The 13,662-nt window shown below is 34.5% G+C and carries 16 protein-coding genes; 7 read left to right on the top strand and 9 right to left on the bottom strand.

The features are described 5' to 3' along the window. Positions 1-6 precede the first annotated feature (6 nt). The 3 genes from ES674_RS05690 to map all read right to left on the bottom strand — a co-directional run bounded on the left by ES674_RS05690 (position 7) and on the right by map (position 2,080). The gene (locus ES674_RS05690; protein WP_148403002.1) at positions 7-777 is read right to left on the bottom strand and encodes a class I SAM-dependent methyltransferase; all 771 of its coding nucleotides are present in this window, start codon (positions 775-777) and stop codon (positions 7-9) included. Between the two features lie 22 nt (positions 778-799). After that, positions 800-1,174, bottom strand: coding sequence for a GxxExxY protein (locus ES674_RS05695; protein ID WP_148403003.1), 375 nt, complete (start codon positions 1,172-1,174; stop codon positions 800-802). Between the two features lie 87 nt (positions 1,175-1,261). After that, positions 1,262-2,080: a type I methionyl aminopeptidase gene (gene map / locus ES674_RS05700; RefSeq protein ID WP_148403004.1), complete on the bottom strand. Its 819-nt coding sequence runs from the start codon at positions 2,078-2,080 to the stop codon at positions 1,262-1,264. Between the two features lie 122 nt (positions 2,081-2,202). On the opposite strand from map, the gene ES674_RS05705 reads away from it, so the two are divergent. Next, positions 2,203-3,474: an acetyl-CoA hydrolase/transferase family protein gene (locus ES674_RS05705; RefSeq protein WP_148403005.1), complete on the top strand. Its 1,272-nt coding sequence runs from the start codon at positions 2,203-2,205 to the stop codon at positions 3,472-3,474. 4 nt (positions 3,475-3,478) lie between these two features. Here the strand turns inward: ES674_RS05705 and ES674_RS05710 are convergent, their stop codons facing one another. The 4 genes from ES674_RS05710 to pepE all read right to left on the bottom strand — a co-directional run bounded on the left by ES674_RS05710 (position 3,479) and on the right by pepE (position 6,753). Further along, positions 3,479-3,892: a BT0820 family HAD-type phosphatase gene (locus tag ES674_RS05710; RefSeq protein ID WP_148403006.1), complete on the bottom strand. Its 414-nt coding sequence runs from the start codon at positions 3,890-3,892 to the stop codon at positions 3,479-3,481. Between the two features lie 27 nt (positions 3,893-3,919). Continuing rightward, the gene (gpmI, locus tag ES674_RS05715; RefSeq protein ID WP_148403007.1) at positions 3,920-5,437 is read right to left on the bottom strand and encodes a 2,3-bisphosphoglycerate-independent phosphoglycerate mutase; all 1,518 of its coding nucleotides are present in this window, start codon (positions 5,435-5,437) and stop codon (positions 3,920-3,922) included. Positions 5,438-5,570: 133 nt separating this feature from the next. Next, positions 5,571-6,044 (bottom strand): GNAT family N-acetyltransferase, encoded by a 474-nt coding sequence (locus ES674_RS05720; RefSeq protein WP_148403008.1) that lies wholly within the window; start codon positions 6,042-6,044, stop codon positions 5,571-5,573. A gap of 1 nt (position 6,045) precedes the next feature. Further along, complete coding sequence (gene pepE, locus ES674_RS05725; protein WP_148403009.1) at positions 6,046-6,753, bottom strand: dipeptidase PepE; 708 nt, start codon at positions 6,751-6,753, stop codon at positions 6,046-6,048. Between the two features lie 113 nt (positions 6,754-6,866). On the opposite strand from pepE, the gene ES674_RS05730 reads away from it, so the two are divergent. The 6 genes from ES674_RS05730 (at position 6,867) to ES674_RS05755 (ending at position 12,539) form a co-directional block, all read left to right on the top strand. Then, positions 6,867-7,646, top strand: coding sequence for a hypothetical protein (locus tag ES674_RS05730; RefSeq protein WP_148403010.1), 780 nt, complete (start codon positions 6,867-6,869; stop codon positions 7,644-7,646). Further along, positions 7,639-8,418 (top strand): peptidase associated/transthyretin-like domain-containing protein, encoded by a 780-nt coding sequence (locus ES674_RS05735; RefSeq protein WP_148403011.1) that lies wholly within the window; start codon positions 7,639-7,641, stop codon positions 8,416-8,418. Before ES674_RS05730 ends, ES674_RS05735 begins: the two co-directional genes overlap by 8 nt. Positions 8,419-8,440: 22 nt before the next feature. Continuing rightward, on the top strand, positions 8,441-9,154 hold the full coding sequence (locus ES674_RS05740; RefSeq protein WP_148403012.1) for a peptidase associated/transthyretin-like domain-containing protein: 714 nt from the start codon (positions 8,441-8,443) through the stop codon (positions 9,152-9,154). Positions 9,155-9,293: 139 nt separating this feature from the next. Then, the gene (locus tag ES674_RS05745; RefSeq protein WP_170233970.1) at positions 9,294-9,794 is read left to right on the top strand and encodes a DUF6702 family protein; all 501 of its coding nucleotides are present in this window, start codon (positions 9,294-9,296) and stop codon (positions 9,792-9,794) included. A gap of 66 nt (positions 9,795-9,860) precedes the next feature. Further along, positions 9,861-12,170: a M1 family metallopeptidase gene (locus tag ES674_RS05750; RefSeq protein WP_148403013.1), complete on the top strand. Its 2,310-nt coding sequence runs from the start codon at positions 9,861-9,863 to the stop codon at positions 12,168-12,170. A gap of 81 nt (positions 12,171-12,251) precedes the next feature. Next, positions 12,252-12,539, top strand: a complete 288-nt coding sequence (locus ES674_RS05755; protein WP_148403014.1) for a Sec-independent protein translocase subunit TatA/TatB — start codon at positions 12,252-12,254, stop codon at positions 12,537-12,539. 325 nt (positions 12,540-12,864) lie between these two features. On the opposite strand, the gene ES674_RS05760 is transcribed toward ES674_RS05755, so the two are convergent. Both ES674_RS05760 and ES674_RS05765 read right to left on the bottom strand, forming a co-directional pair. After that, positions 12,865-13,275, bottom strand: coding sequence for a hypothetical protein (locus tag ES674_RS05760; RefSeq protein ID WP_148403015.1), 411 nt, complete (start codon positions 13,273-13,275; stop codon positions 12,865-12,867). 133 nt (positions 13,276-13,408) lie between these two features. Continuing rightward, positions 13,409-13,633, bottom strand: coding sequence for a hypothetical protein (locus ES674_RS05765; protein ID WP_148403016.1), 225 nt, complete (start codon positions 13,631-13,633; stop codon positions 13,409-13,411). Between the last annotated feature and the right edge of the window lie 29 nt (positions 13,634-13,662).

The following is a 13,662-nucleotide window of genomic DNA, read 5'->3' on the forward strand; positions in this document are numbered from 1 at the left end:
TTATTTTTAGATCTTATAAACTACGGGAATAATTTCACCTTTAGCTAAACAATATTTTTCAACGTCTGCTTCTGAAAGCTTCTTTGTATAATCAACTTCTTCAACCGTGAATCCAATACTTCGGAGTTTATCAAAAAAATCACGACCATAAATCCGAACATGATCATATTGTCCAAAAATGGCAGCCCGTTCTTTTCTATCGGTTATGCTATTGTCTTCAAAAGTTTTTTCTCGTGATACATCTTGCGGAATTTGAAATATGCCATATCCATCTGGTTTCATAACCCGATATAATTCTTTCATGGCCTTCGTATCATCAGGAATATGCTCAAATACATGATTGCATAAAATAATATCATAGCTATTATCTTCAAATGGAAGTTGGCAAATATCCGCTTTAACATCAGCAATTGGCGACTCTAAATCGGTGGTGGTATAGTTGAGGTTTTTAAGTTTCCTGAAACGCTTTAAAAAACATTGTTCTGGCGCAAAATGAAGCACTTTCTTTTCTTTAGTAAAAAATTCCGTTTCATTCTTTAAGTACAACCAAAGCAAACGATGTCGTTCTAAAGATAGGGTAGAAGGTGATAACACATTGTTCCGCTGGTTGCCATAACCATAAGGTAAAAAGGATTTAAAACTTTTTCCATCAATAGGATCTGTAAAGGTATCACCTTTCATGAAAATAGCCAAAACAGGACGTGCAACGTAGCTTAACCTAATTAGAATTGGTCTTGGAACGGTGTTTAGGATTTTTTTGAATAGTTTTTTAGACACAGATTTCACAGATTTGCACGGATTAAAGGATTACTCTTTTAGTTTTTAAGCTATCCTCTCCGAAATTAATTAGTAGTCCTAATTTTAATTTTGAAACAGCTAGGTAATTTAGCGTTTGTTTAATGTACGCGTCCGTTAGTGAGCTTATAGCCTTTATTTCTAATACGATTTTGCTATCAATAGCAAAATCAGCTTTGTATTTATGAGGTAATAAGTTTCCTTTATATGTAATATCATAAATAGTTTCTCTTGAGTAATTTATATTATTATCTATAAACTCTATTTCTAATGCATCTCCATAAACAATTTCGTTAAATCCTTTTCCCAATTCATTATGAACAGTCATGCATAAACCTATTATTTTATAAGTGTCTTCATTATAAAGTAATTGTCCCATAATATTTTAGCTAATTATATATTGTAAATCCGTGATATTAATTTAGACGTTTCCATCCGTGTTAATCCGTGAAATCTGTGTCTAATTTTATAATATAATCGCCTCCTGTCTAAACTCATCCTCCTCATTAGAAGAAATCCCTAGCGCCTCATAGATATAAGCAAATGTAGAAAGCAATTCTGGTTTGCCATCTAAAATAGCCACATCATGCTCAAAATGTGCTGATGGTTTATTATCTAAAGTTGTAATGGTCCAACCATCACGATGCTGTTTAATTCTATGAGTTCCCATGTTTATCATAGGTTCAATAGCAACTACTTGACCTTCTATAAACTTTTTACCGCGACCACGTTTTCCGTAGTTAGGCATTTCTGGATCTTCGTGCATTTTAGTGCCGAGTCCATGACCTACTAATTCACGAACAACACCATAACCGCGGTCTTCACAATATTTCTGAATGGCAAATCCTACATCACCAACACGATTGCCAACTTTAAATTCACGAATCCCTTCGTATAACGATTGTTTGGTAACCTCTAAAAGCGTTTGCGTTTCTGGCGCAATTTCGCCAACGGCAAAAGTATAAGCATGATCGCCATAATAGTTATTTTTTATGGCACCACAATCAATAGAAATAATATCACCCTCTTGCAACGGTTCCTTGGTAGGGAATCCATGAACGACTTGCGAATTTGGACTCATGCAAAGCGTATTTGGGAAATCATATAACCCTAAAAACCCGGGAATAGCACCTTGTTCACGAATAAAATCTTCCGCTAATTTATCTAATTGTAAAGTGGTTACACCAGGCTTCACTTCTTTGGCTAACATGCCTAAAGTTTTTGAAACAATTATAGCACTTTCGCGCATTAATTCTATCTGTTCTCTTGTTTTAACTACTATCATAAATTCAAAAATATGGGCAAAGATACTGAATTTTGATCACCTAGGTAATCTTTAGCTTATATGACTTTTGATAGGTTTTTATTGATTCTTTTTTAGCAACTTTGCCTTATAAAATTTATTCTATGTATAAGTCAGTGACAGCTGAAGAAGCTGTAAAAATTGTTAAATCCAATAGTAAAATATATATTCAAGCAGCAGCTGCCGCACCGCAATTGCTTATTCGTGCTTTATCTGCTCGATACGAGGAATTGCATGGTGTTGAAATTTGCCATTTACATACGGAAGGTGAAGCGCCCTATGCCAACCCAGAATATCGTGATAGTTTTCACGTGAATTCTTTTTTTATAGGTAAGAACGTGCGCCATACCTTGAAAGCAGGTAATGGTTCCTACACACCTGTTTTTTTAAGCGAATTGCCGTTGCTTTTTAAACGAAATATCATCGATTTACAATATGCCTTTATTCATGTTTCGCCACCAGATAAACATGGTTATTATTCTTTAGGTGTTTCGGTGGAAGCAACTTTAGCAGCCATTGATAATGCAGATTATGTAATTGCACAAGTAAACAAGCAAATGCCAAGAACACATGGCGCAGGCATTATTCACCAGTCTGAAATTAATATTTTTGTGGAATGTGATGAGCCTTTGCCAACACATGATATGGCAGAACCTTCAGAAATTGAAAATAAAATTGGTGTTCACGTAGCGGGTTTAATCGAAGATAAAAGTACGCTTCAATTGGGAATTGGAAGTATTCCAAATGCTGTTTTAGCGCGTTTAACGCACCATAAAGATTTAGGTTTACATACGGAGATGTTTTCTGATGGTGTAATCGATTTAATAAAAAATAATGTCATCAACGGAAACTATAAAGGCATCAATCGTGGTCGTGCTTTAACCACTTTTTTAGTGGGTTCCAAAAGACTTTATGATTATGTAGATGATAATCCTTTTGTAGAAATGCGCGCATCTAATTACACAAATGATGTGTCAATAATTAAACAAAATCCACGAATGGTAGCCATAAACTCCGCTATTGAAGTGGATGTTACTGGGCAAGTTTGTGCAGATTCTATTGGAGCACACATGTATTCTGGTGTGGGTGGACAAATGGATTTTATCCGAGGCGCTTCCTTAAGTGAAGGTGGAAAAGCTATTATTGCCTTGCCATCTGTTACTAAAACAGGAATCAGTCGTATTGTACCTAATTTAAAACCTGGTGCTGGCGTTGTTACCACGAGAGCACATGTTCATTATGTGGTTACGGAATTTGGAATTGCCAATTTATATGGTAAAACTATTGATCAACGTGTGAAAGCATTGGTTAATATTGCACATCCAGATCACCAAGAATCTATTGATAAAAGTTATTTTAAATTAATTAGAAGTTAGAGTTTTAACGTTTCAAAAACGAGAAAAAACCTTTCTTCTTCGTTAAATGATTAGGATGGTATTTTGGGTTGGCAAGCATTTGATACACTTCGCCCCAGCCCAAAAGTCCTCCTATATTCCGATCATCAATAAAAATATCGGCATGGATTTTTCGGCTTTTAGAATAATCAAATTGTTCTTCAGGAAAACTTTTATTTACAGCATAGAATTCCAAACCATTTTCTTTACAAAAATCAACAGCATCATCCAAACGTGAACCGCTTCTATACGTCCATAAAATAAGGCGATGGCCTTCCTTTTGTAAGCGCTCTAAAGTTTCAAAAGCAAATAATTTAGGCTTTCCAACCTTCGGGTACGCGTCTTCTACAATGGTGCCATCAAAATCTACGGCTATAATAAGTTTATCTGTAAAATTCATAATATAATATAAATACTAAAATTAGGCTTAAATAAGGGGTTTTTGTGTCATAACTTCTGGCTGTGGAATGCCAATAAGTTTCAGAATAGTTGGTGCTAAATCCGCTAGAACACCATCTTTAATATATTTTAAATCGTTGTCAATTAAAATTATCGGCACCGGATTCGTGGTGTGCGACGTATGTGGCGAACCGTCAGGGTTCATCATGGTTTCGCAATTTCCATGATCGGCAATTAATAAGGTGGTGTAGCTGTTTTCTAATGCAGATGTAACCACATCTTTTACGCAAACGTCCACCGCTTCGCAAGCTTTTATAGCTGCTGGCATACTTCCCGTATGGCCAACCATGTCTCCATTGGCAAAATTTAAGCAGACAAAATCGGCTTCGCCTTTTTCTAGTTCAGGGATTAAAGCATCGCGTAATTCATAGGCGCTCATTTCCGGCTTTAAATCGTAAGTGGCTACTTTTGGCGAGTTTCTTAAAATACGTGTTTCACCTTCAAACGGTTTTTCACGACCTCCAGAAAAGAAAAAGGTAACATGTGGGTATTTTTCAGTTTCCGCAATACGAATTTGCTTTTTATGATAGGTTTCTAATACTTCACCTAATGTATTGTTGAGGTTGTCTTTATGATAAACCACATGTATATTCTGATAGGTGTCATCATAGCTTGTCATGGTAACATAATATAAATCGAGTTTATGCATGTTCTGCTCGTGAAAATCTGCCTGCGTTAAGGCTTCAGTTAATTCTCGACCTCTATCCGTTCTGAAATTAAAATAGATAATAACATCGCCATCTTTTATAATGGCTTTCGGTTGATTATTACTGTCAACCATTATAATAGGTTTTATAAATTCATCGGTAACGCCATTCTCATAACTTTGCTCAATAGATTTTGTAGCATTTTGTGAATGTTCACCCGCGCCACGAACCAAAGCATCATAAGCTATTTTAATACGTTCCCAGCGTTTATCACGATCCATGGCGTAATAGCGGCCTGTAATACTGGCTAATTCTGTGGGTGAATTAATAATGAAATTTTCTAATGAAGAAATAAAACCGTAACCTGATTTCGGATCTACATCACGACCATCGGTAAAGGCATGAACGTATGATTTTGGAACACCCGCATTGTTAGCAGCATTAATTAAACCAAATAAATGATTGATGTGAGAATGTACGCCACCATCACTTACCAATCCTAAAAAATGAACAGGCTTGTTATGGGTTTTGGCATATTCATAAGCATCAATAAGTGTTGGCTCGTTTTGAAGTGTTTTATTTTCAACAGCTAAATTAATTTTCACCAAATCTTGATATATAATGCGGCCAGCACCAAGATTCATGTGGCCCACTTCACTATTTCCCATTTGGCCTACAGGAAGTCCTACATGCAAACCATCCGTTCGTAAACTAGCGTGCGGATATTTTGAATATAATGAATCAATAAAAGGCGTGTTCGCGTTATCTATAGCGGAAACTTTAGGGTCGGGAGATTTCCCCCAGCCATCTAAAATCATCAGTATAACTTTTTTATTCATGGTGAAAATTTATGCTACAAAGGTAAGCGATTATTCTGTCTTGGGTTTGAAAACGGGTTCCAAAATTGGTATTCAACTTAAAGCGGAGTTCTTGATAAAGACGTAATTTATGATGAGTAATGCTATAAATAATCTAATCTATTTCTTTAGACATTAGGTAGTGGATTCCAATTCCTAGAATATCAAAAGCATCACCTTCTATGCTGTATTTATGGGATTTATAAAAGTTGACAGCTTTTTCTCGAGCGTTAAACCATAAGCGGAACACATCTCTTTTCCGTAAATATTCTTCGCCAGCAATAATTAATATTTCGCCTAAACCTTTCTTTTGAAAATCTTGCAAAATAGCCATTCCACGTAATTGGTATTGAAAATCTTCTATAAAATCATCATGATTATTCTGTATAAATGAGGCTACTCCAATAAGAGAATCTTTAAAAAATAATCCCAAATGAAAGGTGGATTTTAAAGTGTCACCTTCAAAAACGCAGTCTTCAATTGGTTTTCCAGCTCTTAAAATGGCTTGTCTAATCGGGTAGGTGTCTTCCGCAGGAACCAGCCGAATGCTGTAATTGGAATGGTTGATTTCAGCTAAATTATTTTCCATATTATTTTAAATGCTGCAAGGTTGTTTCGGTCTTAATTTCATAAGGTTCTTTCCCATATTCAAAAATACGTGCATCTAAAACACCTTTTAAGATTATGGTTTTATCTGTCACTTCCAACCAACTGCCTTCACGTAAACCAATAACAGGGAAGGAATTATAAGCATGAAATTCTTTAATTCGGGTTTCGCGTGTTTCACCCATATGTTTGGTGTCAGGAATAGGGTCTAAATAATGCGGATTAATATTAAAAGGCACAAAGGCTAACGCTTTAAAACTTGGCGGATATACAATAGGCATATCATTGGTTGTGTTAATGGTTAGTCCGCAAATATTACTGCCGGCGCTAGTTCCTAAATACGGAATACCTGAACTTATAGCATCTTGCAAGGCTTCAATGCACTTATTTTTATACAGATGATTGAGCAAAACAAAGGTGTTGCCACCGCCAGTAAAAATACCTTCAGCTTGGTTAATAGCTTCTGCAGCTGATTCAAATTCATGAATGCCTTTTAGGTCCATATTTATTTTACGAAAAGCTTCACGTGCTTTTTCAGTGTAGGCATCATGAGAAATTCCGCCCGGTCTTGCATAGGGTATAAATAAAATAGTTTTACAGCTTTTAAAAAACACCTTTAAATCTTCCAATAAATAGTCTAAATAACCACTTCCGTGAATGGTGGACGTACTTGCTATCAATAATTGTTTCATGAGCCGATTTTTTGTAAATTTAAGGAAAGATTGCTTTTAACAAAAGTTTATCAGCACTTTGCATTTTAATTAAGATTTGAAATAGTTTCTTTATTCAAACTAAACTAACCACTATGAAACAACAATTACTCGGATTTATTTTTCTACTTACTTTTGGAACCATTTTTTCTCAAACCACTAAACGTGTTGAAGTAGAAGGAAAAATTATTGCCAGCAACGATGTAGAAGGCGTTGCTATTTTCAATAAATCTTCTAAAAAAGGAACAATTGCTAGCGTTGATGGCGATTTTACTATAGAAGTGGGATTGAATGATATATTGGAAATTTCTGCATTACAGTATGAACCGCGAACCGTTACTATTAATCAAGATGTTATGGATTCTAAAAAATTACGTTTGTTTTTAGTGGAATCTTTAACCACTTTAAGTGAAGTCCTTTTGCTTCCATCCAAATTAACTGGTGATTTACTAGTGGATATTAAAAATGCTGAAGTTCAAAAAGCCATTATTATGAGTTTCGGAAACTTAAGCAACTTTGAATTTCCTGAAGATGCTTTTACAAAACCTATAAATACGGTAACCAATCAAGGTGATTTTTATAATGGAATTAATGTCGCCTCTATTTTAGGAATAAATAAATGGGTTAACAAGCCCTTGAAAAAGGATACTATCAAGAATTTAGATGAAAATAGACCTTTGGATTTAAGCGATATTTATTCACCTAAATATATAAACGAAACTTATAATATTCCATTAAATAGGGTTGAAGCCTTTTTTGCCTTTGTTACAGAAAATGGTTTTAAGGCCAGTTTGCTAGGAAAAAAAAATGAGATGAAACGTATGGAGTTTTTAAAAACTCAAAGTAATTTGTTTTTAAAAGCAGAAAATGATTAGAAATAAGTTAGTTGTTTTAATCTTTCTTGTTTTCGTGCAGCAAAGCTATTCTCAAACTATTGATTTATTAGGAAAAGTTCAAAGTAAAATGGATGTTGAGAACATACATGTTATAAATAAAACAGCTCAAAAATTCACCGTTACCAATATAGAAGGTGCGTTCAGAATTGAAGCAAGCTTAAACGATTCCATTATTTTTACATCCATTCAACATAAAACGTTGACAGTGGTTGTGGATGCAGAAATAATTAAAAATAAAACGTTGGTAATTTCTTTGGAAGAGCAACTAAACGAACTCGATCAAGTAGTTGTTGGAAAAATACTAACGGGAAATATGAATTCTGATATTTCTAACGTGGAAGGTGAACCTTTAACGTCTTTGAAATTGGGAATACCTAGTTATCAAGGACCGCTGTTAACGCAAAGTGAACGCAAACTTAATGAAGCTACAACGGGCGGAGGCTTCATTCCCTTGAATCCCATAATTAATGCCATAACTGGCAGAACTAAAATGCTGAAAAAACGAATTGTATTAGAGGAAAAGGACGATTTGATGTTTTCAATAAAAGATCGTTTATCTGACGATTTGTTTTCCGAAAATCCCTTGCCGGAACAATACGTCATGGAATATTTCTATTTTGTTTTAGAACAACCTGATTTTTTAGAACGCTGTAAAAATCAATCTTCGATACTTGTTTTAGATTATTTAATTGAAAAATTGCAAGTGTATAAGGGCAAACTTGAAAGTGTTGATTCCAATGAAAGTGATTAGACTTGGATACGTAATATTTCTAATGGGGTTTACGTCAAGTGTGTTTTCGCAAACAACAGAACTGCATGGTCAAGTTATTACCGATTTAGAAGCTGAAAATATTCATATCATAAATAGAACTTCTCAAAAGTTTACCATTACAAATGCGACTGGGTTTTTCACAATTCCGAGTAAATTACATGATACGCTTATTATTTCATCCATTCAACATGAATTGGTTTCGGTAATAATTGATGCGGAAATGCTAGAGAATAAGAAATTTCAAATTTTCCTAAAACCCTTAATTAATCTGTTAGATGAGGTTGTAGTTGGAAAAGTACTTTCAGGAAATTTAATGCAAGATTTGCAAAATGTTGACTGCACACCAATGACCGCTTTAAAAGCTGGCATACCAAGTTATCAAGGCAAAATGCCAACCCAAAGTGAAAGACGATTGAGTTATGCCCGCAGCGGAATGATAGGAATGATAGTAAATAGTTTAAACGGAAATATTAAACGTTTCAAAATGCAAGTGCAGTTGGAAGAAAAGGAGGAACTAATCCATAAAATTCGCGCAGAACAGGAAGAAAATTTATTTGCTAGCTTTCCTTTAGAATCCAATTTGCGGATGGAATTTTGGTATTTTTGTGCTGAAGGCCCCGATTTTTTGGAACGTTGTAAAAATAAAAACGGTGTTTTAGTTTTGCAATATTTAATAGAAAAGTTAGAAGTTTACAAAGAAAACAGAAGCGAATGATGGTACCTTTAGATAGTTTTGAAACTTAAAACCAATCAACTTTTTTAAATAAATAAAATATCACCTCCAATTAATTGCCGCTTGGAATACTTTTTGAAAGTATCAAATATGTACTTTAGCACTTTAAACCTAAAAGAAAATGAAATCTCTTAAATATATATTGATTCTTATAGTAGTTCCACTTTTGGCCTTTACGGCGGCACACAAATACTATGTCAGTATTACGCAAGTGGAATATGTAAAAGAGAAAGAAACGGTTCAAATTATTTCTAGGATTTTTATTGATGATTTTGAGCGTTTAATACGCACGCGTTATGATGAAACCATTACGTTATCTAAAGAAAACGAGTCAGATAAAGTAAATTATTATATCAGTAAGTATTTAAATGAAAAGATTGGCGTTCAAATCAATGGTAAGCCTGTAAAACTAGTTTTTATTGGCAAAGAGTATGAAAACGACTTGGTATATTGCTATTTAGAAATAAAGAATGTCACATCTATCAAATCTTTCGAAATAATAAATCAAGTTTTGTTTGATGTATTTAGTGATCAGAAAAATATTGTTAGAACCGATATAAACGGTCAAAACAAAAGCTTTATGCTCGTAAAGCGAAATGATAAAGGAATGTTAAATTTCTAATAAATTATTTTGTAAACCTTAAAAAGTGTTAAATTTCCATTCAATTACACAGTAACAACCTCCAATATGAAAAAACTAAAGTATTTATTTCTATCCGCTTTATTTGTTTCGGTCGGTGCATTTGCCCAAGATCAGGAACAAAAGCCAGAGCGCAAACCCGGTCATACCAACACTAACAAATTTAAGCAGTTGTATGATGAGTTTTCAACACCAAACATGTTCCGAACAGCTTCGGGAGCACCAGGGCCAGCTTATTATCAGCAACAAGCGGATTATAAAATTGACATTACCTTAGATGACGAAAAAGCCAGAATTTCTGGTTTTGAAACAATTACCTATACCAATAATTCCCCAGATCAGTTAAAGTATTTATGGGTGCAACTGGATCAAAACATGCGTGCTAAAGATTCAGAATCGCCTTTAATTGAAGGAAGTGGCGTACAACCAGCACAACAAGCAGGCGCTTTTGCTTCAGAATATATGTCTGACGGTTTTGATGGTGGTTTTAAAATTGAATCTATTACAGATACAAACGGAAAAGCATTAGCGCACATGATTAATAATACCATGATGCGTGTAGAGTTACCAAAAGCTTTAGGAACTGGAGAGAAATTCAGTTTCGCTGTAAAGTGGTGGTATAATATTAATGATTATGTGAATATGGGTGGACGTTCAGGTTATGAATTTTTCCCAGAAGATGGCAACAGAAACTATATTATTGCGCAATTCTATCCAAGAATGGCTGTTTATAATGATGTTGAAGGCTGGCAAAACTCCCAATTTTGGGGTCGTGATGAATTCGCATTACCATTCGGAAATTTTGAAGTGAACATTACCGTTCCTTCAGATCATATTTTAGATGCAACTGGAAAATTGACAAACCGTAAGGAAGTGTTTTCAAAAGACATGATGAACCGTTTTGAACAAGCCCAGAAATCATACGATAAGCCAGTTATGATTGTAACACAAGCTGAAGCTGAAAAAGCTGAAAAAGGGCGTGCAAAAGGAACTAAAACTTGGAAATTTTACGCAGAAAATGTGCGTGATTTCGGTTTTGCTTCTTCAAGAAAATATATTTGGGATATGATGGCCGTTAAAATCGGTGATAGAACGGTAATGGCTGTATCTATGTATCCTAAAGAAGGAAATCCGTTATGGGAAGAATGGTCTACTTATGCCGTTGCAAGTACATTAACGTCTTATTCTAGAATGACATTTGATTATCCATACCACAAAGCGATTTCGGTTCATGCCAAGCAACAAGGAATGGAATATCCAATGATTTGTTTTAACTATGGTCGTCCAGATAAAGATGGAAAATATAGTGATCGTACAAAATACGGGATGATAAGCGTTATTATTCATGAAGTGGGACATAACTTTTTCCCAATGATTGTAAATAGTGATGAGCGTCAATGGACATGGATGGATGAAGGTTTAAATACGTTCTTACAATATGTTGCCGAGCAAGATTTTGGTGGATGGTATCCAAAAGCGCTCTCTAAAGGTGATGCAAAATATCCTTCAAGCCGCGGACCTGCAGCTAATATTGTTCCTTACATGGGCGGTGATCAAGATTATATTGCACCAATTATGACCAAGGGTTTAAATACCTACCAATTTGGAAATAATGCTTACGGAAAACCAGGAACAGCTCTTAATATTTTGAGAGAAACAGTTATGGGGCATGAGTTATTTGATTATGCTTTTAGAGAATATTCTCACCGTTGGATGTTTAAACACCCAACTCCAGAAGATTTTTTCAGAACCATGGAAGATGCATCCGCATTTGATTTAGATTGGTATTGGAGAGGTTGGTTCTATACTACAGATTATGTGGATATGGGCGTGAAAGATGTGAAGAAATATTACGTATCTGCAGAACCAAACGAGCAAGTTAAAGCTATGGTTAAGCAGCGTGGTATGAAAATGAGCGATTTACCACCATTAGTTTATATGGTTGAAGAAGGAAGTGAAGAGTTCAACGAGAACATGAAAAAAGGAACGTTATTAGAAAATTCACCAACTTTAAACGAGTATGTTATGGATAACTTTACGCCTGAAGAGCGTAAGAATATCAAACAACCAAAATACTTCTATAGTGTAACGTTTGAAAAACCAGGCGGATTGGTAATGCCTATTATTGTAGAATATACATATGCTGATGGTACTACTAAAATGGAGAAATATCCAGCACAAATTTGGAGATTAAATGATAAGGAAGTTAGTAAAGCGGTTGCTTCAGATAAGGAAATTGTAAAAATTACAGTAGATCCTAATTTAGAAACTGCCGATGTAGATACATCTAACAACTCTTGGCCAAGAGAGGTAACTCAAAGCCAATTTGACAAGTTCAAAAATAAGTCTAAAGACTAATTAGAATAAATTTTATTAAAAGCCGACTATTTATCAGTCGGCTTTTTTTATTCGTATCATTCTACTTACTATATTTGCATCGTGATACAGCAAGTAATATTTTTATTCATCGGTACAACCGAAATCATGTTTATACTATTTATAGTAATCATGGTTTTTGGTGCTGATAAAATCCCGGAAATTGCCCGCGGATTAGGAAAAGGAATGCGTATGCTGAAAGATGCTTCCAATGATATCAAATCGGAAATCACGAAAAGTGCTGAAAAAAACGGTATTGATACCAGCGTTACTAAAGACGTTCAAGACGAACTTAATAAAGTAAAAGACCAATTAGAGGATTTTACGGGTTCCGTGAGACGTAAGTTATAAATTCCTGCGAAGGCAGGAAGGCAGGAAGGCAGGAAATCCAAGATTTAGAGAAGCTAATCTCATTTTTAACATCTGTTTTTACAAAGTATTTAGACAAATAATTTCTTGACAGACTTTACTTTTCTTGAATTGTTGTGTTCAAGTTATATGAGCAATTGGTTAAGTTGATTTTTTTTCTTTATAGTTCACGTTTAGTATAACCGCAGTTACGGGATTAAATTTAATGTTTTTCGGTTATGCACCGACGGTAGCAATTAGGCGTGGATTCGGACGCAGTCGAATCCGCCGTAATTGCGGTTATACATTGTTGTAAAGCGTTTTTTATTTACTGGTTGACTTTACAAACTGCAAAAGTTTTTCTATCCGACAGTAAATAGAGATAGTAGATTTTGTCATATTTATTCTCCGTGATTAATGATTTGGACATATTCAATATTTCGAGGTCATTATTATAAATGTAGTCGTTCAATTCGATATTTAAGTAGAACGTACCTTTCTTAAACCTATCATTTGTTAAAATTGAATTTTCCAAATATTGAAAATCTAAAGAGTCAATTCTGAATAGGCTGTACTCTGCCATAGGTTCAAGAAACCCGTTTTCTTCTCCAGATTGAATCAAAGTTGGTTTGTAAACTCTATCAAATTGAGCCATTTCATTTACGTTATCAAATAGTTCGGTGTCATTTTGACAACTGGTAAATGATAATATGGCTACTATTAATAAAAGTCGGTTCATTTTAATGCTTTACAACGTCATGATATGAAATCGTTTGAATGTTTTATATCAATTGTAAACGAAGTTCGTTCTTTTTTTTAAGAAAGTCAAGTTTCAACTTTTCTGCTAAATGACAAGCTATAAGGAATTAGGATTACTCTATAATCTCATAATCAATATCCAATTTTCTTAAAGCTCTCAAAGCTGATCCCGAGTTTTTATCATCCACTTCAATATCTACAGCGTCTCCTTCTAAAAGTATATCTGCAAGTTCATGAGATAAGGAATCACTTATGTTAATTGAAACCTCTGCAATACATTTGGCTATGGCTCTTTTGTCGGGTCTTTGAGCATCACATGACAATAGGTTTAGTTTCATATTAAGATAATTTATTAATGTAATATATT

This window comes from Bizionia myxarmorum (assembly GCF_008086205.1).
GTDB classification, from domain to species: domain Bacteria; phylum Bacteroidota; class Bacteroidia; order Flavobacteriales; family Flavobacteriaceae; genus Algorimicrobium; species Algorimicrobium myxarmorum.

What these genes read in the sequence shown, in the direction of transcription:
- ES674_RS05695 (WP_148403003.1), bottom strand. Translation starts at nt 1,174, where the DNA reads ATGGGACAATTACTTTATAATGAAGACACTTATAAAATAATAGGTTTA.
- map (WP_148403004.1), bottom strand. Translation starts at nt 2,080, where the DNA reads ATGATAGTAGTTAAAACAAGAGAACAGATAGAATTAATGCGCGAAAGT.
- ES674_RS05705 (WP_148403005.1), top strand. Translation starts at nt 2,203, where the DNA reads ATGTATAAGTCAGTGACAGCTGAAGAAGCTGTAAAAATTGTTAAATCC.
- ES674_RS05710 (WP_148403006.1), bottom strand. Translation starts at nt 3,892, where the DNA reads ATGAATTTTACAGATAAACTTATTATAGCCGTAGATTTTGATGGCACC.
- gpmI (WP_148403007.1), bottom strand. Translation starts at nt 5,437, where the DNA reads ATGAATAAAAAAGTTATACTGATGATTTTAGATGGCTGGGGGAAATCT.
- ES674_RS05720 (WP_148403008.1), bottom strand. Translation starts at nt 6,044, where the DNA reads ATGGAAAATAATTTAGCTGAAATCAACCATTCCAATTACAGCATTCGG.
- pepE (WP_148403009.1), bottom strand. Translation starts at nt 6,753, where the DNA reads ATGAAACAATTATTGATAGCAAGTACGTCCACCATTCACGGAAGTGGT.
- ES674_RS05730 (WP_148403010.1), top strand. Translation starts at nt 6,867, where the DNA reads ATGAAACAACAATTACTCGGATTTATTTTTCTACTTACTTTTGGAACC.
- ES674_RS05735 (WP_148403011.1), top strand. Translation starts at nt 7,639, where the DNA reads ATGATTAGAAATAAGTTAGTTGTTTTAATCTTTCTTGTTTTCGTGCAG.
- ES674_RS05740 (WP_148403012.1), top strand. Translation starts at nt 8,441, where the DNA reads ATGGGGTTTACGTCAAGTGTGTTTTCGCAAACAACAGAACTGCATGGT.
- ES674_RS05745 (WP_170233970.1), top strand. Translation starts at nt 9,294, where the DNA reads ATGAAATCTCTTAAATATATATTGATTCTTATAGTAGTTCCACTTTTG.
- ES674_RS05750 (WP_148403013.1), top strand. Translation starts at nt 9,861, where the DNA reads ATGAAAAAACTAAAGTATTTATTTCTATCCGCTTTATTTGTTTCGGTC.
- ES674_RS05760 (WP_148403015.1), bottom strand. Translation starts at nt 13,275, where the DNA reads ATGAACCGACTTTTATTAATAGTAGCCATATTATCATTTACCAGTTGT.
- ES674_RS05765 (WP_148403016.1), bottom strand. Translation starts at nt 13,633, where the DNA reads ATGAAACTAAACCTATTGTCATGTGATGCTCAAAGACCCGACAAAAGA.